General features: G+C 54.1%; 25 protein-coding genes and 1 pseudogene. All 26 read right to left on the bottom strand.

Features of this window, described 5'->3' with window-relative positions:
* Positions 1–31: 31 nt before the first annotated feature.
* Positions 32–787: a YwmB family TATA-box binding protein gene (locus NSS88_RS09345; RefSeq protein WP_341084155.1), complete on the bottom strand. Its 756-nt coding sequence runs from the start codon at positions 785–787 to the stop codon at positions 32–34.
* 276 nt (positions 788–1,063) lie between these two features.
* The gene (locus NSS88_RS09340) at positions 1,064–1,303 is read right to left on the bottom strand and encodes a DUF1146 family protein (protein WP_033011771.1); all 240 of its coding nucleotides are present in this window, start codon (positions 1,301–1,303) and stop codon (positions 1,064–1,066) included.
* Between the two features lie 300 nt (positions 1,304–1,603).
* Complete coding sequence (locus NSS88_RS09335; protein ID WP_080986873.1) at positions 1,604–2,149, bottom strand: UPF0236 family transposase-like protein; 546 nt, start codon at positions 2,147–2,149, stop codon at positions 1,604–1,606.
* Positions 2,150–2,565: 416 nt separating this feature from the next.
* Positions 2,566–3,192: pseudogene (locus tag NSS88_RS09330) on the bottom strand (RNA-guided endonuclease TnpB family protein); the annotation flags it as partial.
* Positions 3,193–3,334: 142 nt separating this feature from the next.
* Positions 3,335–3,736, bottom strand: coding sequence for a F0F1 ATP synthase subunit epsilon (locus tag NSS88_RS09325; protein ID WP_033017484.1), 402 nt, complete (start codon positions 3,734–3,736; stop codon positions 3,335–3,337).
* 22 nt (positions 3,737–3,758) lie between these two features.
* On the bottom strand, positions 3,759–5,180 hold the full coding sequence (atpD, locus tag NSS88_RS09320) for a F0F1 ATP synthase subunit beta (RefSeq protein ID WP_055358520.1): 1,422 nt from the start codon (positions 5,178–5,180) through the stop codon (positions 3,759–3,761).
* Positions 5,181–5,207: 27 nt separating this feature from the next.
* A complete protein-coding gene (locus NSS88_RS09315) occupies positions 5,208–6,065 on the bottom strand; it encodes a F0F1 ATP synthase subunit gamma (protein ID WP_033017481.1) in 858 nt (285 codons plus the stop codon).
* 67 nt (positions 6,066–6,132) lie between these two features.
* Positions 6,133–7,641: a F0F1 ATP synthase subunit alpha gene (gene atpA, locus NSS88_RS09310; RefSeq protein ID WP_033017480.1), complete on the bottom strand. Its 1,509-nt coding sequence runs from the start codon at positions 7,639–7,641 to the stop codon at positions 6,133–6,135.
* Between the two features lie 24 nt (positions 7,642–7,665).
* Positions 7,666–8,202 (bottom strand): F0F1 ATP synthase subunit delta, encoded by a 537-nt coding sequence (locus NSS88_RS09305; RefSeq protein ID WP_061580742.1) that lies wholly within the window; start codon positions 8,200–8,202, stop codon positions 7,666–7,668.
* Positions 8,199–8,732 (bottom strand): F0F1 ATP synthase subunit B, encoded by a 534-nt coding sequence (locus tag NSS88_RS09300; protein WP_183084009.1) that lies wholly within the window; start codon positions 8,730–8,732, stop codon positions 8,199–8,201. The genes NSS88_RS09305 and NSS88_RS09300 overlap by 4 nt, the downstream gene beginning before the upstream one ends.
* Before the next feature lie 120 nt (positions 8,733–8,852).
* Complete coding sequence (gene atpE, locus NSS88_RS09295; protein ID WP_011232830.1) at positions 8,853–9,071, bottom strand: F0F1 ATP synthase subunit C; 219 nt, start codon at positions 9,069–9,071, stop codon at positions 8,853–8,855.
* Between the two features lie 67 nt (positions 9,072–9,138).
* The gene (gene atpB / locus NSS88_RS09290) at positions 9,139–9,852 is read right to left on the bottom strand and encodes a F0F1 ATP synthase subunit A (protein ID WP_015376063.1); all 714 of its coding nucleotides are present in this window, start codon (positions 9,850–9,852) and stop codon (positions 9,139–9,141) included.
* A gap of 30 nt (positions 9,853–9,882) precedes the next feature.
* On the bottom strand, positions 9,883–10,239 hold the full coding sequence (locus tag NSS88_RS09285) for an ATP synthase subunit I (protein ID WP_033017477.1): 357 nt from the start codon (positions 10,237–10,239) through the stop codon (positions 9,883–9,885).
* A gap of 6 nt (positions 10,240–10,245) precedes the next feature.
* Positions 10,246–10,464, bottom strand: a complete 219-nt coding sequence (locus NSS88_RS09280; RefSeq protein WP_033008425.1) for an AtpZ/AtpI family protein — start codon at positions 10,462–10,464, stop codon at positions 10,246–10,248.
* Between the two features lie 463 nt (positions 10,465–10,927).
* A complete protein-coding gene (locus NSS88_RS09275; protein WP_235468594.1) occupies positions 10,928–11,140 on the bottom strand; it encodes a hypothetical protein in 213 nt (70 codons plus the stop codon).
* A gap of 301 nt (positions 11,141–11,441) precedes the next feature.
* On the bottom strand, positions 11,442–12,071 hold the full coding sequence (gene upp, locus NSS88_RS09270) for a uracil phosphoribosyltransferase (protein WP_033017312.1): 630 nt from the start codon (positions 12,069–12,071) through the stop codon (positions 11,442–11,444).
* Positions 12,072–12,222: 151 nt separating this feature from the next.
* On the bottom strand, positions 12,223–13,461 hold the full coding sequence (glyA, locus tag NSS88_RS09265) for a serine hydroxymethyltransferase (protein WP_053532734.1): 1,239 nt from the start codon (positions 13,459–13,461) through the stop codon (positions 12,223–12,225).
* Between the two features lie 92 nt (positions 13,462–13,553).
* Positions 13,554–14,132, bottom strand: a complete 579-nt coding sequence (locus tag NSS88_RS09260; RefSeq protein WP_055358519.1) for a TIGR01440 family protein — start codon at positions 14,130–14,132, stop codon at positions 13,554–13,556.
* Positions 14,133–14,207: 75 nt separating this feature from the next.
* The gene (gene rpiB, locus NSS88_RS09255; protein WP_033008391.1) at positions 14,208–14,651 is read right to left on the bottom strand and encodes a ribose 5-phosphate isomerase B; all 444 of its coding nucleotides are present in this window, start codon (positions 14,649–14,651) and stop codon (positions 14,208–14,210) included.
* A 95-nt stretch (positions 14,652–14,746) separates the two neighbouring features.
* Positions 14,747–16,036, bottom strand: coding sequence for a methyl-accepting chemotaxis protein (locus tag NSS88_RS09250; protein WP_033008393.1), 1,290 nt, complete (start codon positions 16,034–16,036; stop codon positions 14,747–14,749).
* 25 nt (positions 16,037–16,061) lie between these two features.
* Entirely contained in the window at positions 16,062–16,508 is a 447-nt protein-coding gene (locus tag NSS88_RS09245; RefSeq protein ID WP_061580740.1) for a low molecular weight protein arginine phosphatase, read from the bottom strand.
* A gap of 254 nt (positions 16,509–16,762) precedes the next feature.
* Positions 16,763–17,314, bottom strand: a complete 552-nt coding sequence (locus tag NSS88_RS09240; RefSeq protein WP_339239808.1) for a manganese efflux pump MntP — start codon at positions 17,312–17,314, stop codon at positions 16,763–16,765.
* Between the two features lie 335 nt (positions 17,315–17,649).
* Complete coding sequence (locus tag NSS88_RS09235; RefSeq protein WP_044745375.1) at positions 17,650–18,711, bottom strand: L-threonylcarbamoyladenylate synthase; 1,062 nt, start codon at positions 18,709–18,711, stop codon at positions 17,650–17,652.
* Positions 18,712–18,839: 128 nt separating this feature from the next.
* Positions 18,840–19,727 carry a stage II sporulation protein R gene (gene spoIIR, locus NSS88_RS09230; protein WP_341084128.1) on the bottom strand — a complete coding sequence of 296 codons (888 nt, stop codon included), beginning with the start codon at positions 19,725–19,727 and terminating at the stop codon, positions 18,840–18,842.
* Between the two features lie 30 nt (positions 19,728–19,757).
* Positions 19,758–20,630 carry a peptide chain release factor N(5)-glutamine methyltransferase gene (gene prmC / locus NSS88_RS09225; protein ID WP_033017325.1) on the bottom strand — a complete coding sequence of 291 codons (873 nt, stop codon included), beginning with the start codon at positions 20,628–20,630 and terminating at the stop codon, positions 19,758–19,760.
* Complete coding sequence (prfA, locus tag NSS88_RS09220) at positions 20,620–21,696, bottom strand: peptide chain release factor 1 (protein WP_033008402.1); 1,077 nt, start codon at positions 21,694–21,696, stop codon at positions 20,620–20,622. Before prfA ends, prmC begins: the two co-directional genes overlap by 11 nt.
* Between the last annotated feature and the right edge of the window lie 47 nt (positions 21,697–21,743).

Below are 21,743 nucleotides of genomic sequence, written 5' to 3'. Positions count from 1 at the left end.
GGTATTCCCCTCCGCGTCCAATTTCTCTATATTAATATTCAATGGTAATGATTGGGGTTCCAACAACGACGCGCGTCTTGCCGCCCAATCTTTCCCTCAAGGCGAGTTGCAGGTTGATCGGCTGTTGCTTGGCGGCCGGGAGAACGTTCTTCCACTGCCCAGTATATGCAGACAGGGAAACGAATGACTCTTCCCGCAACCACTCAACCGGTTTCGCTTGAAAGTCGCGCACCAGCCGAGAAGCCTGATCGAACAAACCACCTTTCATATTACCATTGAATTCGCCTTCAATACAAGCATAAAATGTAGGGTCGTTCACAAATAGGCCGTTCGTCTTCATTTGAATCTGGCGTGCTGCTTCTTTCCACCCAATCCGGCTCCATTTGGGGCCCGTTGCTTCATAGAGGATATACGTTTGCGGCGTACCGTTTGTGACGGTCATCACGAGCTGGATTTGTTCTTGGAAGAAGGCGTGCTCGTTTTTGCCGATCGCTTTTTGCCAATGTCCGCTTTTGGCAAACGACCAGTGAAACGAACGATATGTTTGTTTCAATTCCGCCATTTTTTTGAAAAAGTCCGCATCATTTTGAATATCGCGGGCATACTCTCTTGTGTAAATGACCCAGCGGCCAAGCGAAGCACCGTGTTGCGCCAGCGTGCGCGCCATCGTTTCCATCGGTTTTGACCATTCGTCCCCCTGCGCGCCTTCTGTCCGGTATTGCCAGGCGGCGAAAAACAGGCTGGCCAGCATGAGCGCCAGCAGCCATTTCATCCGGTTTTTTCTCATCTTCGTTCCCTTCCTCTCCTTACTTGTTATTGTTGCCACCAGGACAGGGAACATACGTCCAAAAAATCGACAACCGGCGATTTTTGAAATCGTTTTCATGCATAAAAATAGAGTGGACGGATCGTCCACTCGGCCGAAAAAGACCCGGCCACCCATGCAGATCAATGGCGCCATATGGAAGATGCGTCGGCCGCGCGCGGCCGATCGCATAGCCTGTTGCGGCCAAAACGAGCGTGTCGGCGGCATGAAGCCTGCCCTGCCGCGGACGGGGCGCTGCTAGTCGCGAAACAAATACGGCAAATCGGTCGACCATGCCCAATAGTCGAGGAAAAAGTTCGCAACCGTTGAGCCGATCGCAATCGTCAATAAAATGTACAGCAGCCGCCCTTGGACGACGCGGTTCGGCTTCAGAAGCACTTCAAGCCGGACAGCTTGCAGCGTCCACCACGTCACCGCCATGAACACTAAATGAATGATAATCGACAGCAGCGCCTGTTGACCGATGATGGGCATCACCGCGCTCCACCTCCTCCTAAACCATGCAAACGTCCCCCATCCTCTTGATGAGGCGGTTTCCCCTCTGTTCAACAAAAAAGAGGAGAGGGTTCCCTCTCCCCTTATTGTACCGTTACGGCAAAAAATCGCCAAAATGCCCAAATTGGGCGGAGTCAGTCAAGACTTTGTGGAGAACATTTTTTCGGTTCACTACGGGCGTTGTCAATCACTAGTTAGCGAACCATTTTCAGGAATTCATATCGTAAGCGCTTTCGGACTCTCATCCCTCATCTTGAAGTGATGATATTGTATTCCATTTTTTTACACCCAACCAAAATCCCGAAGCGCCGACAACGCTTGATGGATCGGCGTCCCGGATGACCGCTGCAGACACGGTAGATTCTGACGCACCACATCTGCCCATAACCGTCCGGCCTTCCGTTTGGCCTGTTCGATCCGCTTGGACTTTGTTGAGGCCGAGGCCGCCGTTCGGGTCTCTTCTTCCTCCACCAACTGCCCATTTCTCCGCCAAATCCCGTCGATTCGGGCCGCCATCGCCCTCAGAAACGCCCGAAGCCCTTGGTCTTTCCAGCAGCCTAATTCGGCATCCAGCAAGAAGGTATAGTTCCCCGTTTGCCGGTCATAGTAGTCGTTCCGTCGAAACGTCACTTCTCCAAACAGCGTTTGGATCGTAGTCGGCCGTTTGTCTTTCAGCTGATACCGGCGCTTGTCCCGCGCTTCCGCCAGTTGTTGATCAATCTCCTCCAAAAGGGCCGCCAACAAGACAGCGAACACCTTTTGAAGAGTTCTGACTAATTGTTCCTCCAGCTCTTTTAATAAAGGCCATTCTGTGGTAAGATGTTTCATGGACTCTCTCCCTCCTGTTTTCGGTTGATGTTGACAATCACCATCATAGCAGGGAGAGAGTCCTTTTTGCATGACATTTGCTTTTTTCTACCACGCTTCGCTTGGTGGCCCCGACGATCGTCGCGAACAAAAGTTCGCAACTCTCGTCGGGAATCATTCCTGAATGTCACCCACAAATATTTTACTCACACGCAAAGCTCCGCGGAGTATGATGCCAATGCCATGGCTGCAATGATGCCCCTTGATCGTTGCCGCCTCAAAGGGGAAAGGACGAGGAATGACGCATGTTTCGGCTTGCAGAAAGACCGCAACGCAGAGGAGAAAGCCGCAGCTTCAAGTGATCTGGCAGTGAACTACCCCCACTTAATTTTCTAGCGAAAATTTGAAGTGGGGGCTTCCAAAGAAGTTTGACTGCTTCAAGCAATCCTTATTCTTTGAGGCGTGTCCACTTCGCCGCTAGAGCATAAGACACTCAGGTCTACAGCTTTACTTTTCTTTAAGATGTTTAATGCGCCATTGACATCAGCATTCATTAGTTTGCCAGACTTTGTTCGATACAAGCCGCGCTTAATACGTTTGCCGCTGAACTTATATTCTTTTGGATTGTCGGCATTATATTCAGGAATCTCATCGCCGTCAAAAAAGCTGGCTTGAGACGTATATGATTCTTCCTGTTTCAAGAATTCAATGCCGTAAAATTTACAAAGATATTCTAGTTTTTCTTTTATGTTACCGAGAGGAATATTGACAAAGTTTTGATTTGTCTTTTTTCCTAGATTAATATTGCGTTGCCATGTTTCCGCATAGCCAATGACAAGTTTGCCAATTTGATTTTCAATACAGTAGTTAATGATGTAACGGCAAGTCTTGTTGATATAATCATTCACTTTATTATTGCGATTCATAGCAAGCAAAGCCTGTTTACGAGTGGTGCCTTTGATTTTTTGCTTATCTTTTATGCTTTGAAGTCTGGCATTTTCTTTGTTAAACCATTGATTTATACTTTTTAATCTCCGCCCATCAATGATGAATGATCTGCCGTCTATATTTTACTGAATCTATCCTATTTTCAGCAAAATATAGTTAAGGCGATTCATCTCCCACTTACTCCGCTTCGCTTCGTTGAAGTGGGAGTCTTCTCGCCTAATTAAGATAAAAAAAGCAGAGGAACATCCGCTCCTCTGCTTACTTCATTTCCGCTACATTCAAGCGGTTCAAGGCGCGTTTCAACGCCAGTTCGGCCCGGTTGAAGTCGATGTCATCCTGCTGGCTTTGCAGGCGGCGCTCCGCCCGCTCTTTCGCCGCTTTGGCGCGGAGGACGTCAATGTCCTCCGCCCGTTCAGCAGCTTGAGCCAAAATCGTCACGTTGTCCGGGCGGACTTCCAAAAAGCCGCCGCTGACAGCAATGTATTGCGTTTTGCCGCCTTTTTTCAGCCGGGCCGCGCTGATCTCGAGCGGGGCGACAAGCGGGATGTGCCCCGGCAAAATGCCGAGCTCGCCGCTTTTCGCTTTGATGCTGACCATTTCAACATCGTCTTCGTACACCGGGCCATCAGGAGTAACGACGCTCACGTGGATCGTTTTCATTGTCCAATCCCCCTATCCCGGGTCACACTTCGACACCCATCGCTTTCGCTTTTTCAACGACTTCTTCAATGCGGCCGACTAAGCGGAACGCATCTTCCGGAAGATGGTCGTATTTGCCTTCCAAAATTTCTTTAAAGCCGCGCACCGTTTCTTTGACCGGCACGTAGGAGCCCGGTTGGCCCGTGAACTGCTCCGCCACGTGGAAGTTTTGCGACAAGAAGAACTGGATGCGGCGGGCGCGGTGAACGACGAGTTTGTCTTCGTCCGACAGTTCGTCCATCCCTAAGATGGCGATGATGTCTTGCAATTCTTTATAACGTTGCAGTGTTTGCTGCACTTTGCGGGCGACTTGATAGTGCTCCTCGCCGACGATTTCCGGCGCCAGCGCGCGCGACGTCGAGGCGAGCGGGTCAACGGCCGGATAAATCCCCATCTCCGCGAGCTTCCGCTCCAGGTTCGTCGTCGCATCCAAGTGCGAGAACGTCGTGGCCGGAGCCGGGTCCGTATAGTCGTCGGCCGGGACGTAAATCGCTTGAATCGAGGTGATCGAGCCTTTCGCCGTCGACGTGATCCGCTCTTGCAATTGGCCCATCTCCGTCGCCAATGTCGGTTGGTAACCAACAGCCGACGGCATGCGTCCTAACAATGCCGATACTTCCGAACCAGCCTGCGTGAAGCGGAAAATGTTGTCGATAAACAGCAGCACGTCTTGCCCTTGCTCATCGCGGAAGTACTCCGCCATCGTCAAACCGGTCAAGGCGACGCGCATCCGCGCCCCCGGTGGCTCGTTCATTTGCCCGAACACCATGGCGGTTTTGCTGATAACGCCGGAGTCTTTCATTTCATGGTACAAGTCGTTCCCTTCGCGCGTCCGTTCGCCGACGCCAGCAAAGACGGAAATCCCGCCGTGCTCTTGGGCGATGTTGTGGATCAGCTCTTGAATCAAGACCGTTTTTCCTACGCCAGCGCCGCCGAACAAACCGATTTTTCCGCCTTTAATATACGGGGCAAGCAAGTCAATGACTTTAATCCCCGTTTCCAAAATTTCGACTTCGGTCGCCAATTCCTCGAATTTTGGCGCCGGACGGTGAATCGGGTCGCGGCGGGCGTCAGCCGGAATGTCGCCTTCGAGGTCGATCGGCTCTCCCAAGACGTTGAACACGCGGCCAAGCGTGACTTCGCCGACCGGCACCGAAATCGGTGCACCGGTATCGATGACTTCCATGCCGCGGATGAGGCCGTCTGTGGACGCCATCGCGATCGTCCGTACTGTATCATCGCCAAGGTGCAAGGCGACTTCCAATGTCAAGTCGATGTCGACTTCGTTTTCGTTGCGCGCTTGATGTTGAATTTTCAGGGCGTTGTAGATCGCCGGCAAGTGGCCGTTCTCAAACTTGACGTCTACAACCGGACCCATGACTTGGATAACGCGTCCTCTTGTCATCGTTTTCCCTCCTAACTTGCTAGTCCGCTATTGCAAGGCGTTTGCTCCGGCGACAATTTCCGTAATTTCTTGCGTAATCGCCGCTTGGCGAGCGCGGTTGTAGGAAAGCGTCAATGTGCGAATGAGCTCGTTCGCATTGTCCGTTGCGTTCTTCATCGCCGTCATGCGGGCGGCGTGTTCGCTTGCTTTTGCATCGAGCAATGCGCCGTAAATGAGGCTTTCCGCATACTGCGGCAATAAGACGTCCAAAATTTCTTCTTGCGACGGTTCAAATTCGTACACCGTGCGCTGCTTATTCTCCGCCAAGTCAGTGAGCGGAAGAAGCTTCCGTTCCGTCACCTCTTGCTGGATCGCGCTCACGTAATGGTTGTAATACATATACAGCTCGTCAAACGTACCGTCGGCGAATAACCCAACCGTTTTGCGGGCGATTTCTTTAATATCGTCAAACGACGGCTGGTCCGGCAAGCGGGTGATGTCGAGAATGACCGGCATGTTCCGCTTGCGGAAAAAGCTCAACCCGACGCGGCCGATGACAATGATCGCATATTCGTCCGGAGAAGCATGGCGTTTTTGGATCGTTTGGTACACGAGGCGCAACACGTTGCTATTGTACGCGCCAGCCAGACCGCGATCCGACGTGATCACGAGATAACCGGTTTTTTTCACCGGGCGCGAAACGAGCATCGGATGCGAAGCCCCTCCGGCGCCAAGCGCCACATTGGCCACGACTTCTTGAATTTTCTCCATATATGGAACGAACGATTTCGCGTTTTGCTCCGCGCGGTTCAGCTTCGACGTCGAGACCATTTCCATCGCTTTTGTAATTTGGCTTGTCTTCTTCGTCGCATTGATGCGCGTTTTAATATCGCGTAACGATGCCAAAGGTTTCACCACCTTTTTGCTGCACGGGTTCTAACAGGCATGAGGGGGCGATATGCCCCCGCCGGCCTTATTGTGAAACGACAAACGTTTTCTTGAACGCTTCGATCGCTTGATTGAGATCGTCTTCGTTCGGAAGATCTTTCGTCGTGCGGATGTGCTCAAGCAAGTGTTGGCCGTTTTGGTCGAGCCACAAGTAAAACTCTTTCTCGAAACGGCGCACATCTTTAACCGGAATGTCGTCCAAAAAGCCGCGCGTCAATGCATAGATGATCAACACTTGTTTTTCGACCGGAATCGGCTGATGCAAATCTTGCTTCAGCACTTCGACCGTGCGCGCCCCGCGGGCGAGCTTCGCCTGCGTCGCTTTATCGAGGTCGGAGCCGAATTGGGCGAACGCTTCGAGCTCACGGTAAGCGGCCAAGTCCAAACGAAGCGTCCCGGCTACTTTTTTCATCGCTTTGATTTGTGCTGCCCCACCGACGCGCGAAACGGACAACCCTGCGTTGATCGCTGGGCGGACGCCGGAGAAGAACAAGTCCGATTGCAAGAAAATTTGCCCGTCCGTAATCGAGATGACGTTCGTCGGAATGTAGGCGGAAATGTCGCCCGCTTGCGTTTCGACGAACGGAAGCGCAGTCAACGAACCGCCGCCTTTGGCATCGCTCAATTTCGCTGCGCGCTCAAGCAGGCGGGAGTGCAAGTAGAAAATATCCCCCGGATACGCTTCACGACCCGGCGGACGGCGAAGCAAGAGCGACAATTCACGGTATGCCGCGGCTTGTTTCGATAAATCGTCATAGACCACTAACACGTGTTGGCCTTTATACATGAAATACTCGCCCATCGCCACACCGGCATACGGCGCCAAGAACAAAAGCGGAGCCGGCTGCGACGCCGAAGCGGTGACGACGATCGTATAGTCGAGCGCGCCGTGTTTGCGGAGCGTTTCGACAACGGTGCGGACCGTCGATTCTTTTTGCCCGATGGCGACATAAATACAAATCATGTTTTGGTCTTTTTGGTTGATGATCGTGTCAATGGCGACGGACGTTTTCCCCGTTTGCCGGTCGCCGATGATGAGCTCGCGCTGGCCGCGGCCGATCGGCACGAGCGCGTCGATCGCTTTAATCCCGGTTTGCAGCGGCTCATGCACCGATCTCCGGTCCATAACGCCCGGCGCCGGGCTCTCGATCGGGCGCGTTTCGGTCGTTTCCACCGGGCCTAAGCCATCGACAGGCTGGCCGAGCGGGTTGACAACGCGGCCGATGAGCGCCTCCCCGACCGGCACTTCCATGATCCGGCCTGTGCGGCGCACTTCGTCTCCTTCTTTGATGCCGGTATACGGCCCTAAAATAACAATCCCGACGTTGTTTTCTTCCAAGTTGAGCGCCATGCCCATCACGCCGTTGGCAAATTCAACAAGCTCGCCGGACATGACGTTATCAAGCCCATGAGCGCGCGCGATCCCGTCGCCGATTTGGATGACGGTGCCGACATCGCTCACTTGGATTTGCGATTCGTAGTTTTCAATCTGCTGCTTAATGAGCGCGCTGATTTCTTCCGCTCTAATGCTCATGCCTTTCACCCCTGTCTCCAAATGTTAACCAATGAGCTGCCGCTGAATCCGTTCAAGCTGCCCGCTGACGCTGCCGTCATAAATGCGGTTGCCGATGCGCAGCTTCACGCCGCCAATCAGTTCCGGCTCGACGATATTTTCAATGTGGAGCGTTGCTTTGCCAACCTTTTTGGCAAACACGTCAGAAAGCGCCTGCAGTTCTTCGTCCGTCAACGGGCGCGCCGAATAGGCGATCGCTTCAGCGATGCCGCGCGCATCGTTGGCAAGGGCGATAAACTGATCGGCCAGTTCAGGCACAAGGCCGAAGCGATGGCGCTCAAGAAGAAGCAAAAGCGTGTTTTTCACCGGAGCAGAAACGCCGGCGAACACCTCACGAACAAGCGCTTTTTTCTTTTCTAAAGAAAGATTCGGGTTGGAAAGAAGCGATAAAAACTCGCCGTTTTCCGCCAACGCTTGGCGTACGGCGCGGACGTCTTCCTCGATCCGGTCAAGCTGCTGTTGTTCGAGCGCGATTTGGAACAAAGCGGATGCATACCGTTTGGCGATCACTTCTTGGTTCATCGCGCTCCTCCTGCCTCTTGAACGTCTTTGATGTACGCTTCGATCAGCTTGCGTTGATCTTGCTCGGTCAACTCTTTTTCAATCACTTTCGAGGCGATGAAGACAGACAACGACGCCACTTGTTCGCGGAGCGCGGCCATTGCCTGTTCTTTTTCGCGCTCGATTTCTTGTTTCGCCGTTTCTTTCACCCGTTCCGCTTCCGCACGGGCCGAGGCGACGATTTGTTCTTTCTGCTCTTCAGCAAACTTGCGCGCATTTTCGATGAGCGCTTGCGCTTCTTGACGCGATTGCTTCATCAGTTCACGCTGCTCTGCCAGCAGTTTTTCCGCTTCTTGGCGGCGTTTTTCCGCTTGGTCGATTTCGTTCGCGATATGTTCTTCACGTTGTTTCATGATATTCATTAACGGCTGCCAAGCGAATTTGCGCAACAAGGCCAGCAAAATAATGAACATCAGCAATTGGTAAATAATCGTGCCGCCGCTGATGCCATGCGCCGCTTCGCCGAGCACCAATACGTTTGCCTTCCACAACACCGCGTTTCACTCCTTTCGACAGCTATCGCACCGACGCGGTCTCGCAAAACCGCACATAAAGGAATGGCGAAGGTGGTCGTTGACACGAACTTCGCCATCACTTTCCATATCGATTTCTTATCGACCTAAGTAAATGAACGAGAAGACGACACCGATGATCGGAAGCGCCTCAACCAACGCGACCCCGATGAACATCGTCGTTTGCAAAACCGGACGCAATTCTGGTTGACGAGCAATCCCTTCGATGGTACGGCTGACGATCAATCCGTTGCCGATGCCGGCGCCTAACGCCCCTAAACCTACCGCAATCGCAGCTGCAAGTACACCCAAACTCATGTTGATAGATCCTCCTTCACCATGTTAAAGTAATGTTTCAAGTCCTTAATGAAATGATAAGGAATGCTCAATGGTCATGACTGACCTTATGAGCCATATAAACCATGGTTAACATCGTAAAAATGAACGCCTGAATCGTTCCGACAAAAATACTGAACGCTTGCCACACCATCATCGGAATGGCTGCGCCAACAGCGCCAAGCACACCGTAATGCGTGCCAAGGCTGGCGAGCAAGCCAAGCAAAATTTCCCCGGCGTAAATGTTCCCGAAAAGACGCAAACCGAGCGTCAGCGTGTTGGCAAACTCTTCGATGATTTTAAGTGGGAACAACCAGGCGACTGGACGGGTGTAATCGCGCAAATAGTCGGATGCCCCTTTCATTTTCACCCCATAGTAGTGGGTGAGGGCGACGACCATCACCGCCAGCGTCAACGTAACGGTCGCATCCGCGGTTGGCGATTTCCACCAAAGTTCGCCGTTGACATGGACGGAAAACGGCAGTCCAAGCATATTGGCCACAAACACATACATGATGAGCGTGACCCCCAGCGTCAAAAAGCGGCCGCCCGTTTGCCAATCCATTGTGCTGTTAATGATGCCTCTAACAAAGTCAAAGACCCACTCCATAAAGTTTTGCATCCCCGTCGGGCGCAACTGAAGCGAGCGAGTAGCCGCAACAGCAATGATGAAAACGATCAAACAGGTGATCGTAATCATCAACATATCAGATAAATTAAACGTAAGGCCTAAAAATTCGACAAGCGGCGCTTTATGCTCCATCCTCTCTCACCTCGCTTTCTACACAGCTGATTAGTCATTATGTAAAAAATGATTTGCTACCAATAGGATATATGGGGTGGCCAAGCCGAGGACGACCGGCATAACGGACAAATGTTGGGGATACCGGGACACAAACAGCGCAACGGCGGCAGCCAGCGCAAATCGAATCATGGTCCCAAGCGAAGGAGGGCGCCGTCCCTCGGCCATCGCTTCTCCTGCTTTTATGACACGCCGGGCCAGCAAGCGAATGCTGTACAGCCCTGTTGCTGTTCCAATGAGCAAACTAAAAAACCACGCTTCATAACTGGTCAATATCCATCCTACCGCATAACCCACCATTAGCACCGACGATTGCTTTTGTATTCGTTTTATGATCCTATCAATCATTGTTTCTTATTCCCCAAAAAAACGCCGAATTGTTTTCAGCGTGGCGAACACCCCCGCTGCTAAGCCGAGCAACAAACCAATAACAAGGAAAAGCGGTTCACTGTCCAATTGTCGGTCAACCCATCTGCCGCCAAATAAACCAACTAATGTACAGCCGACTAGCTGTGATGTGATCGCTGACATCAAGCCGATGGCCCGAAAAGGATGACGGTTATTTTTTTTCATAATGGTTACCATACCTCGCCCGTTTAGACCAGAGATCATTTCCGACAGTGAAAACCTTCTCAATCTACCTAATTGTAAGCATCTACCTATTGTAAGCATACAATACCGCTTGGTCCATGTCAATGTGTTCCCACATAAAACATCATTCACACAGAGTAAATATTAATAATTTGGGACAATTCCTCATTTTCTTTTCACAAAAATGGTGTATAATGATATATTTTTTTGGACACTTCCCTGCCTACAGCAACCGACTCACTCTGGACGCGTCCCTGTTTCGATGTCGAAAGAGGGGGCCCCGTTTGGACGCGGCCCCCACACCCGTCAAGTTTAGCGGTATAAAATTTTTAAGACGATACTCGTGTTCATCCCCGCAGTGAATGATGGGGATCACATCCATTATTGGGCATACCAAATACCCCTCCAGAAGAGGGGTATTTGGTATTTATATCCATATCTAATTCTACCATATCTCTAATTTCGTTAAGATATCTGATGCCGTTTCTTCCCCTTTCCTTCGACCTTTCTTGGCATGTTTTCGTAACAGGGAAAGGAGAGAGAAAAGGTTGATTTCCGCCATATGCGAACGCAAAAGCAACTGGTGCCAATACGATTGGAGAAGATCGAGCGCTTTCCGTTCACTGATTTCAATGTCTTCCTTTTGATGCCAATACATCCGAGCTTGAAACATCCCCATGCACAGAGAGTCAGAAAGGCTTCCGCCGTTAACGAACGCTGCCGCCGGATAAAGCCTGTTTTCCGTGCGAGACGGGTTCATTCTTCGGGAGAAAAGAGTTGACGAATGGTTTGAATCCATGCTTTCATTTGTTTTTCCATGAAAAAAATCCTTTCTAACGTGGAGTGTTCGTTAGAAAGGATACCGTGTTTTTGACGATGCACAAAGACCAAAATTCTTAACTTGATGGGTATGGACACGGCCCCCTCTTTCGACCGTACGGGCAACGGCCTGCTTCGGGTTATTTCGTGCCAAACAGCCGATCGCCGGCGTCGCCAAGACCAGGGACAATATAGCCGTGGTCGTTCAACCGCTCATCAAGGGCAGCGATGTAAATGTCCACATCCGGGTGCGCGGTTTCCACCGCTTTGACTCCTTCCGGCGCCGCGATCAGGCACATAAATTTAATGCTTTTCGCACCCCGCTTTTTCAGCGCATCGATCGCCGCCACCGCTGATCCGCCGGTTGCGAGCATCGGGTCGACGATGATAAAATCGCGCTCTTCGACATCGCTCGGCAGCTTGACGTAATATTCGACCGGCTTTAACGTTTCCGGATCGCGATACAAGCCGATATGGCCGACTTTCGCCGCCGGGATGAGCTTCAGGATGCCGTCAACCATGCCGATGCCGGCGCGCAAAATCGGGATGACGCCGAGCTTTTTGCCGGCAATTACTTTCGCTTTCGCTTTGCTGACGGGGGTTTCGATCTCGACTTCCTCAAGCGGCAGATCACGTGTAATTTCAAACGCCATCAACGTCGCCACTTCGTCGACAAGCTCTCGAAATTCTTTCGTGCCCGTATTCTTGTCGCGAATGTAGGTCAATTTATGCTGGATGAGCGGATGATCAAAGACGTACACTTTTCCCATGGGTCAACTCTCCTCTTCCGTATGTATGCACTACACTTCTATACATTCTACTGGAAAACGAGCGCCTATTCAACTGCCGAACGAACGGAAAAAGGCGCACCGCCAAATCCGGAGGCGGTGCACCGTACGGTTTCGGACGAAGCGGCGGCGCTTAGTCTTGATAGAGCGGAAACTTTTCCGTCAAAGCGGCGACGCGTTGGCGCGCTTCCTCAAGCGCTTGTTCGCTGCCGACGTTTTTCAGCACAAGGCCGATGATCGCGGCGATTTCGTCCATCTCTTCCAATCCGAAGCCGCGCGTCGTCACCGCAGCCGTGCCGATGCGAATGCCGCTCGTGACAAACGGGCTTTCCGGATCGTACGGAATGGTGTTTTTATTCACTGTAATGCCAACTTCATCCAACACTTTTTCCGCCGTTTTTCCGGTCAGCTGCTGCGGGCGCAAATCGACAAGCAATAAATGGTTGTCCGTGCCGCCGGATACGAGGGTGAACCCTTCGTTTTGCAGGGCGGAGGCAAGCCGTTTGGCGTTATCGACAACGCGCTTCGCGTACGCTTTAAAGTCGTCCTGCAACGCTTCGCCGAACGCCACCGCCTTGGCGGCAATGACATGCATCAGCGGCCCGCCTTGAATGCCAGGGAAAATGGCTTTGTCGATCTGTTTGGCGAACTGCTCCTGGCATAAAATCATCCCGCCGCGCGGGCCGCGCAACGTTTTATGCGTCGTCGTCGTGACGAAATGGGCGTACGGCACCGGGTTCGGATGGAGACCTGCCGCAACAAGACCGGCAATATGGGCCATGTCAACCATTAAATAGGCGCCGACTTCATCGGCGATTTCCCGGAATTTGGCGAAATCGATAATGCGCGGATAGGCGCTCGCGCCGGCGACGATCAGCTTCGGCCGATGAAAGCGCGCTTTCTCGCGCACGTCGTCATAATCGATGACATGGGTTTCCGGGTCGACGCCGTATGCGACAAAGTTGTATTGCACACCGCTGAAGTTGACTGGACTGCCGTGCGTCAAATGGCCGCCGTGCGACAAATTCATGCCAAGCACCGTGTCGCCGTGCTCAAGAACGGTGAAATAAACGGCCATGTTCGCCTGCGCCCCCGAATGCGGCTGGACGTTCGCATGCTCCGCCCCGAACAATTGCTTCGCCCGCTCGCGCGCCAACTCTTCGACGATGTCGACGTACTCGCAGCCGCCATAATAGCGGCGGCCCGGATAGCCTTCCGCGTATTTGTTCGTCAGCACCGATCCTTGCGCTTCCATCACCGCGCGGCTGACAAAGTTTTCCGAGGCGATGAGCTCAATCTTGGCATGCTGCCGTTTCCGCTCTTGCTCAATGGCCGCAAACACTTGCGGATCTTGTTGTGGCAAGTAGTTCATCAATAGCTCCCCCTTATGCGAAATCAGTGAATATTCGTTTTTATTTTATCAGCTTCAGCTAGGCAAGTTCAAAGGAAAAATGAATGAAATTGTTAGAAAGAACAGAAATCGTTCGGGTTTTCTAACGTATAGACGGCGCGGGCGCCGCCGATCAGCTTTGGCCGCGTCTTCGCCAGCGTGACGTACGCATGGCCGACATGTTTCACCGAAACACGCACTGGGACGGCAACCGGCTTCAAATGCATACCGATGAGCGTATGGCCGATGTCAATGCCGGCATCGGCGCGAATCGCCTCGACAACGACCGGGTCAGCGAACTTTCGATAGGCGTAGGCGGCCATCGCTCCGCCCGCTTGCGGCACTGGGATGACGGACACGATCTCGAGGCCATGGACACGCGCCGTTTCCCGTTCGACGACGAGCGCCCGGTTCAAATGTTCGCAACATTGAAAGGCGAGCTCGATCCCCGTTTCGCGCCGCCATGCATCAAGTTCAGCAAACAACATGGCTGCCACATCCGTCGACCCGGCGGTGCCGATTCGTTCACCGAGCACTTCGCTCGTGCTGCAGCCGACCACCACGATCTGGCCGCGGCCAAGCGGCGCCTGCCGGCGAAATTCGCGCAAAATCGTTTGCCATTGCTGCTGCCATTCGGTCAATCGTGCGTCCATGTTCCCCCTCCTTCTCTTCGGGCGCGCTGCAAACGCCCGCTCATTCCGCCCAAACAGCCAAGCCTCGACCGTTTCTTAGCGTCCGTTTTCATACTCGGCGATTTTGCCGATCCGCCGCGCGTGGCGGCCGCCTTCAAATTCCGTTTCGAGCCACGCTTTGGCAATTTCGCGTGCCAATCCCGGCCCGATGACGCGCTCGCCCATCGCGAGGATGTTGCTGTCGTTATGCATGCGCGTCAGTTTGGCGCTGTAGACGTCATGGCAAAGAGCGCAGCGCACTCCTTTTACCTTATTGGCGGCGATCGTCATGCCGATGCCGGTGCCGCAAATCAAAATGCCGCGGTCAAATTCGCCGCGCGCCACTTTTTCCGCGACAGGGAGCGCGTAATCCGGATAATCGACCGATGTTTCGCAATCGCAGCCGAAATCGGTGTACTCGATTCCCATTTCATCCAACAGTGCTTTAATTTCCTCACGAATGCGAACTCCACCATGGTCAGAAGCAATCGCAACTTTCATCACGTTCGGGCGAGGAACCCTAGGCTTCGCCGTGATAGCGAAAGCCAGGGAGGAATCGCCCTTCCTCCTTTCGATAAATCATATTTGCCTGTGCATCAACGGGTGCGAAACCGGGCGACAGCCGCCTGCAATTGTTCGGCCTGTTCCACCAACTCGCCAGCCAGTTTATGCACATCGTTGATCGATGCAGCCTGCTCCTCGGTCGCCGCCGCCACTTCGAGCGCGCCGGCGGACGTCTGCTCAGCAATCGCCGCCACTTCTTGCGTTTGCGCCGCGGCCCGCTCCATATGCCCCATTTGACGCTTCGCCAGCTCAGCGATGTCATGGACGGCGCGGATCACTTCATCAGCTGAGGCCGCCATGGCCGCAATGGCCTCATTCGTGCGCTCCCCTTTCGCCGCCTCAGCGTTGGCAGCAGCCACCTGCTTGTCCATTTGCGCCACCACACGGGCGACTTCATTTTGAATGTTGCCGACCAGTTCCGCGATTTTCTTGACCGCCTTGGCGCTCTCATCCGCCAGCTTGCGCACTTCCTCGGCGACAACGGCAAACCCCCGGCCGTGCTCGCCGGCGCGGGCTGCCTCAATGGAAGCATTGAGCGCAAGCAAGTTCGTCTGTTCGGCGATGTCCGCGACAAGCAACGTAATGTTGCCGATTTGATTGGCGTGTGCTTCGAGCTGCTTGACAGCCGCCCGCGACCGTTCTTGATCGTCAGCCAGCTGATCGATGCCGCTAATGAGCGAATCGGTGATATCGCGGCTTGCCTTCAACGTTTCGGCCATCCCATATACCGACTGTTCCGCTCGCTCGGCTGTTTCTTTGACTTGCACGGCGATAGCAAGCACATCCTCGGCCGCCGCAGCCGCTTCTTGGATCGCCTCGGCCGAAGACGCCGCCCCTTTGGAAATGTCGTCAATCGTCGCTGCAATATCGCGTGCACGGCTTGACGCTGTTTCGGACGCCTGCCTCATTTCCGCTGTCTTTTCCGTCGTGCGCGCTGCGCTCTCTTCCACATTGGCGACGACGGCGCGCAAATGGCCGAGCATCCGGTTGAACGCGACAGCCAGCGAGCGGATTTCATCATGGGAAGAGGGCAGCGGAACATCCTCATCGATATGCCCTTCTGTCGCCTTTGCCGCCGCTTCCTCGAGCCGTTGCAGCGGCCTTGTAATCCAGCCAGCGGCCAAATAGGCAAGCACTCCGGACCAAAAGATGCCAAGGAGCAGCACGATCATCGTGAACACGCTTTTGTTCCATGAGGCGAACCACTGATCATACAAAACGTACAAGAAAAAGGCGCTCGTTGAATACGTGATCAGCGCCAACGCTGTCGTAAAAACGATGAGCTTCAGGCGCAAACTGAACTTACGACTTGTCCCCCCCATTTGTGTTTCCCCTCACTTCTTTACCTCATTGTTCTGTTTGCAACTTTTCCGCCAAGCGGTCAATGAGCGTCTCCAGCTCATCGCGCGCCGCCCGGTACGCCTCGACCGGGCCGCCGAACGGATCGGCGATGTCGCCGTCTGTTCCCGAGACGAACTGCTTCAACGTAAACGTTTTGTCCTTCGCTTCTGGGAAACGCTCGACGATCATGTCTTTATGGCCGGATGTCATCGCCAGCACGTGCGTCGCCCAGTCGATATGCTCTTTTTTCAGCTGCGAGGAGCGGTGGGCCGCTTCGATTCCTTTTTCCTTCAACACCGTCTTGGCGTGAACCGACGCCTCGCTCCCTTCCGCCGCAAACACGCCGGCCGATTTCACCTCGACGCCTGGCAGCTGCTTATTCTCCAGCAGCGCAGCGGCCATCGGGCTCCGGCATGTATTGCCCGTGCAAACGAACAAAATGCGATATGGCATACAACCACCTCTTCATATCAATGACTTACCATCAATATACCATAGGGAAAAGAGCAAAAAAAGCTCTTCAACGCAACACGTACTTGACAAGCAATGCGGTTTTCTGCGCAAGGATCGGCAAAAAGTGTTGATTTTTCCTTACAAGCGTAAATAGGGTATTGTTCAGAAAAAAGCAAGCGCAACTTTTTGGCGAAGAGGCGCAAAAAAGCAGGCAGTCCGCCTTTTTTCGCTGAAGGAAAACCGCCTGCCGCCGTTTATAGAAAAAGCAACTTGAGCCCGAACGCGAGCAAAATGCTGCCGCCGAGCGCTTCGCTGTACGAGCCGAGCCATTGTTGAAAATGGCGGCCGACAAAAAGCCCAAGCCATGTCAGCACCATGCTGAACAGACCAAACAGCAAAATCGTCACCATCGTCCGCGCTCCGAAAATGCCGAGGCTCAGCCCGACGGAAAAGCTGTCTAGGCTGACGCTGAACGCAAAAAAAAGCAACCCCACCCCACGCGGAAACAGCGGCGAGCCATCGTCCCTCCGGAACGAGGCGATGATCATTTTCCCGCCAAGCCATAACAGCAGCACCCCGCCCGCATATGTCGCGATGCTTCCAAACTCGCGCGACAACAAACGGCCGACCAACATGCCGATTAGCGGCATTACAATATGAAATAACCCGATCGTCACCCCGATATAAAAAATTTGCCGGAGCCGAAGGCGCAGCAGCCCCATCCCTAGGGCAACCGAAAAAGCATCCATCCCTAACGCCAGCGCCATCAGCGACAGGGCGATGATCTCGCCGATTAACGCGCCCATTTCTCTTCCCTCCCGGACTGGCCTTACTGCTAGCATATGCGCGTCCGGAGCTCTTTAGAAGCGGCGCGTGGCCCAGCCGCTTCCTGCCAACCCAAAGGCGAATGACGGCGTTGTCCCGCCCTGCACGCCCACGGAACGGCCGCAGCCCGGCAAAGCAGCGATGGACAAAAAAACGACGATTTCCAAAGGCCGTTGCAACCGCCCTTGAAAACCGTCTCCATTTTGTTGCGAGCCGCGCGGATGAAAGATAGACCGCCCCAAACCGTCTCCGTTTTGTTGCCGGTTCAGCCCGGCGGCGTCGCTTTTTCTCGCCTGCCGGCCGCGTCATCCATCATCTAGCCGCTGATCACGCGCCCCCCGGCCGCTTTGCGCAGCCGGTTCATAATCGCCGCGCCGAGGCCTTCTTCCGGAAATGCCTCGCTGTAAATGAGATCGACATTCGTTTCATCAAACCGACGCAGCGTGTCGTACAGGCGATGGGCGACGGTCGTCAGCTCGCGGCGCGTTCCGCACGGCAGCACGACATCGGCCGCATACCGGTCCTTGTTTTCCTCGGTCGTCAACACGCCGACCGTTTTCCCTTCCGCCCGGCTTTCGTCCACGAGCTGCTGCAAAAACGCCGGTGGGCCGGCGACAATCCAAAGCGGCGCTTTCGGGGCATAATGCGTATATTTCATGCCGGGCGCTTTCGGCGCTGCCTGTTCGTCCCCGCCGCCGGCCGCCTCGGCGACATGACCAATCACTTCGCTTAACATTTCTTTTGTCACCCCGCCCGGACGCAAAATCACCGGCACGTCCCCGCTGCAGTCGAGCACGGTCGATTCCACGCCAATGCCCGTCGGACCGCCGTCAATCACCCCAGCGATTCGCCCGTTTAAGTCCGCGAGCACATGCGCGGCTGTCGTCGGGCTCGGCCTGCCGGAGCGGTTCGCGCTTGGAGCGGCAAGCGCCAGACCGCTCGCTTCAATCAAGGCGAGGGCGAGCGGATGGTCCGGCATGCGCACCGCCACCGTCGGCAGCCCGGCCGTCACTCGCTCGGACACGGCCCCCGCTCGTTTCGGCAAAACGAGGGTGAGCGGCCCCGGCCAAAACCGCTCCATTAACGTCTCAGCCACTGGCGGAAGCGGCGTGGCGACCGCCTCCGCTTGCGCACGACTGGCGACGTGGACGATGAGCGGGTTGTCGCTTGGCCGCCCTTTGGCTTCAAAAATTTTCTCCACTGCCGCCGTATTGGCGGCATCCGCTCCTAAACCGTACACCGTTTCGGTCGGAAACGCGACTACTTCCCCCGCCCGCAGCCATTCGGCCGCCTCTCGTATTTGTGGATAAACTTGCTGTTTATCCACAATATTATCCACAATCCAAACACGTGTTTTCACTCGTTTCACCTTCTCCATCGCCGTGATTCATCTTGAAAATGGCGGATTTTTTACAAGCGTCAGATCGCCGCCCGATTTCTTCCCACAGTTATTCACAAATTGTGAATAAACTTGTTGTTTTTGTGGATAACTTTGTGGATAGATGCTTATGGAATGAGATGGCTGAACCATTCTTTGAAGAAAAATTTGACTTCCACCTGCTGTTCCGGCTCGGCCATGACGACGAAGGACGATTCTTGACCATCCGTGTCCCCTTTGTCCTTCTCGCCATCCGCATGGATGGACGAAGCGGCGCGATCTTCGGTTTCCGCCATCGCATCCCTCTCCTCTTTCGGTTCGTCCTGCTCGATGGCCTGCTCTCCGCTTCGCATCGCCTCAGCTTCCGCTTCGACGGCCTCGCTGTTTTGCGTCGACCCGGCTTCCATTGACCGGGCGCTCTCAGCCGACACCGGTTCATTCTTTCCGGCAGGCGATCGGTTCGCCGCCATCATGACCGCATCGCCGTTGGAAAAATCGAGAAAACAAAGCGGTGGAAACAAGACGCACCACCAGTTTGCCCCTTTTCCTTCCCCGAGCGTAATGAGAAGGGCATCATACGTGCCGGCTGGATACACATAATTGCCGTACACTTTCGTCGGAAACTGAACTGAGCCAAACTGCACATGGTACGACTGGCTGCTTTGCTCTTGGCGAAGCACGCGGGCGACTGTTTGCTCGATCTCCGGCAAGTGCGAGCGGATGACGCGCTTCGCTTCGTCCACCGACGTAAGCTCCGCCACCCAGCCGTTGATTTGCGCATTGACCGCATCGCGCACTTTTCGCTTTAGCTGTTGATCTTTGTCGGCGTCACTGTTCGCCAAGATGCGCAGGCGAATCGCCTCATCGGGAATGGCGACAACGGCGTTTGCCCCGGCGTTCGTCTGCTGGCCGTACAAGTTAATGAGCACACCTGTGATTAATAGAGTGATATATAAACAAATCGCGAGCGAATGTCCCTTGATCACCATGATCGGCACCGTCCTTTCATCTTCCATTGTGGACGGCGCCGCTTCATTTTAAACCTATCAATCTAATTTTTTTCTTGTCATATATACCATCCGCTCTTTGCCGTTCAAATCAACGGCGACCTCAATCTCAGCATCTGGAAACGCTGCAGCCAAGAGCGCCGCCACCGCTTTTCCCTGCCCGGCGCCGATTTCAAATGCCGCGAGCGAAGGGACACCGAGCACAAGCGGGAGCTCGCGGGCAAAGCGGCGGTAAAAGTCAAGCCCATCGCGGCCGCCAAACAGCGCCGTATGCGGCTCATGCTCTTTTACGACAGGCGAAAGGACCGCCGCATCCATCTCCGGGATGTACGGCGGGTTGGACACGACAACATCAACCGTCTGTCCGCCTTGTATAAACGGCTGCAGCAAATCGCCGCATCGAAATGCGACGCGCGCGCCAAGCCGTTCGGCGTTTTCCTTGGCGACAGCGAGCGCTTCTTTGGAAATGTCGGTGGCGGTCACGGACAGCCGCTCGTTTTCAAGCGCCAGCGTGATGGCGATCGCCCCGCTGCCGGTGCCGACATCAACGACATCGATCCGTCGGCGGCCGGCAAACAGGCGGGGAAGGCGCTCGAGCACCCCGAGTACAAGCTCTTCCGTTTCCGGACGTGGGATCAACACGTGGCGGTTGACGAGAAACGGCCGGCCATAAAACCATTCATAGCCAATCAAATATTGAATCGGCACATGCTCCATCGCATGGCGACGCACATCGGCCGCAAACCGTTCGTACAACGCTTCCTCAACCGGCTCCCGCCAGCGGGCGAACAGCCCGGCCCGATCGACGGCCAAATGATGGCACAGCAGCCACTCCGCCGCCCGTTCTTCTTTTCCATGGGCGCGCAAAAAAGAAGAAGCCCAGGCGAGGACTTCGTGGACGTTACGACGCATCGTTCGCTTGCTCCAATTTTTTCGCCTGATCGTCCAAAATGAGCGCCTCGATAATTTCGTCGAGGTGGCCATCGAGCACTTGATCGAGCTTTTGGATCGTCAATCCGATGCGGTGGTCCGTGACGCGGTTTTGCGGGAAGTTGTACGTCCGGATGCGCTCGGAACGGTCGCCGGTGCCGACTGCCTGCTTGCGCGTTTGGTCATATTCGGCGCGCGCTTCTTGCTGGTACTTGTCATAAATGCGGGCGCGCAATACTTTCATCGCTTTTTCTTTGTTTTTGATTTGCGATTTTTCGTCTTGGCACGTGACAACAATGCCGGTCGGAATATGGGTGAGGCGCACGGCCGACATTGTCGTGTTGACGCTTTGCCCACCCGGTCCGCTTGAGGCGAACGTGTCGACGCGAATGTCTTTTTCATTGATTTCGACTTCGATTTCTTCCATCTCCGGCAGGCAGGCGACCGTCGCCGTCGACGTATGGATGCGCCCGCCTGACTCCGTTTCCGGGACGCGCTGGACGCGATGCGCGCCGTTTTCAAACTTGAGCTTCGAATATGCGCCTTTTCCGTTGACCATAAAAATGATTTCTTTATAGCCGCCGAGGCCGGTCGGGCTCGCTTCGATCACTTCCGTCTTCCACCCTTGCGATTCCGCATAGCGCGTATACATCCGGTACAAGTCGCCGGCAAACAGCGCTGCCTCTTCACCGCCGGCGGCCGCGCGGATTTCCATAATGACGTTTTTCTCATCGTTCGGGTCTTTCGGCAAAAGCAGCACTTTCAGCTTTTCAACAAGCGCCTCTTCCCGTTCTTCCAGCTCGTCAATTTCCTCTTTCACCATCTCCCGCAGCTCCGGATCGAGCTTTTCCTCAAGCATCGCCTTCGCTTCCGCGAGTTGGTCGCGAACCGATTTGTATTCACGGTACGTTTGCACCGTTTCCGCCAAATCAGCCTGCTCTTTCGAATAATCGCGCAGTTTTTTCGGATCATTGATGACTTCCGGATCCATTAAAAGTTCATTCAGCTTCTCATACCGTTGTTCGACAGCTTCCAACCGGTCAAACACATCACTCACCTCTGTTTTTCCACACAGTCTAATTTCAAATTATATCA

The organism is Geobacillus sp. FSL W8-1251 (assembly GCF_038005945.1).
GTDB classification, from domain to species: Bacteria; Bacillota; Bacilli; order Bacillales; family Anoxybacillaceae; genus Geobacillus; species Geobacillus stearothermophilus.
Note: the sequence above shows the minus strand (reverse complement) of the source record. Positions and strands in the feature narration are given on the sequence as shown.

Excerpts from the sequence above, each read along its gene's own strand:
- NSS88_RS09345 (WP_341084155.1), bottom strand. The coding sequence starts at position 787 with ATGAGAAAAAACCGGATGAAATGGCTGCTGGCGCTCATGCTGGCCAGC.
- NSS88_RS09335 (WP_080986873.1), bottom strand. The coding sequence starts at position 2,149 with ATGAAACATCTTACCACAGAATGGCCTTTATTAAAAGAGCTGGAGGAA.
- NSS88_RS09325 (WP_033017484.1), bottom strand. The coding sequence starts at position 3,736 with ATGAAAACGATCCACGTGAGCGTCGTTACTCCTGATGGCCCGGTGTAC.
- atpD (WP_055358520.1), bottom strand. The coding sequence starts at position 5,180 with ATGACAAGAGGACGCGTTATCCAAGTCATGGGTCCGGTTGTAGACGTC.
- atpA (WP_033017480.1), bottom strand. The coding sequence starts at position 7,641 with ATGAGCATTAGAGCGGAAGAAATCAGCGCGCTCATTAAGCAGCAGATT.
- NSS88_RS09305 (WP_061580742.1), bottom strand. The coding sequence starts at position 8,202 with ATGAACCAAGAAGTGATCGCCAAACGGTATGCATCCGCTTTGTTCCAA.
- atpE (WP_011232830.1), bottom strand. The coding sequence starts at position 9,071 with ATGAGTTTGGGTGTACTTGCAGCTGCGATTGCGGTAGGTTTAGGGGCG.
- atpB (WP_015376063.1), bottom strand. The coding sequence starts at position 9,852 with ATGGAGCATAAAGCGCCGCTTGTCGAATTTTTAGGCCTTACGTTTAAT.
- NSS88_RS09285 (WP_033017477.1), bottom strand. The coding sequence starts at position 10,239 with ATGATTGATAGGATCATAAAACGAATACAAAAGCAATCGTCGGTGCTA.
- NSS88_RS09280 (WP_033008425.1), bottom strand. The coding sequence starts at position 10,464 with ATGAAAAAAAATAACCGTCATCCTTTTCGGGCCATCGGCTTGATGTCA.
- NSS88_RS09275 (WP_235468594.1), bottom strand. The coding sequence starts at position 11,140 with ATGTATTGGCATCAAAAGGAAGACATTGAAATCAGTGAACGGAAAGCG.
- upp (WP_033017312.1), bottom strand. The coding sequence starts at position 12,071 with ATGGGAAAAGTGTACGTCTTTGATCATCCGCTCATCCAGCATAAATTG.
- glyA (WP_053532734.1), bottom strand. The coding sequence starts at position 13,461 with ATGAACTACTTGCCACAACAAGATCCGCAAGTGTTTGCGGCCATTGAG.
- NSS88_RS09260 (WP_055358519.1), bottom strand. The coding sequence starts at position 14,132 with ATGGACGCACGATTGACCGAATGGCAGCAGCAATGGCAAACGATTTTG.
- rpiB (WP_033008391.1), bottom strand. The coding sequence starts at position 14,651 with ATGAAAGTTGCGATTGCTTCTGACCATGGTGGAGTTCGCATTCGTGAG.
- NSS88_RS09250 (WP_033008393.1), bottom strand. The coding sequence starts at position 16,036 with ATGGGGGGGACAAGTCGTAAGTTCAGTTTGCGCCTGAAGCTCATCGTT.
- NSS88_RS09245 (WP_061580740.1), bottom strand. The coding sequence starts at position 16,508 with ATGCCATATCGCATTTTGTTCGTTTGCACGGGCAATACATGCCGGAGC.
- NSS88_RS09240 (WP_339239808.1), bottom strand. The coding sequence starts at position 17,314 with ATGGGCGCGTTAATCGGCGAGATCATCGCCCTGTCGCTGATGGCGCTG.
- NSS88_RS09235 (WP_044745375.1), bottom strand. The coding sequence starts at position 18,711 with ATGGAGAAGGTGAAACGAGTGAAAACACGTGTTTGGATTGTGGATAAT.
- spoIIR (WP_341084128.1), bottom strand. The coding sequence starts at position 19,727 with ATGGAAGATGAAAGGACGGTGCCGATCATGGTGATCAAGGGACATTCG.
- prmC (WP_033017325.1), bottom strand. The coding sequence starts at position 20,630 with ATGCGTCGTAACGTCCACGAAGTCCTCGCCTGGGCTTCTTCTTTTTTG.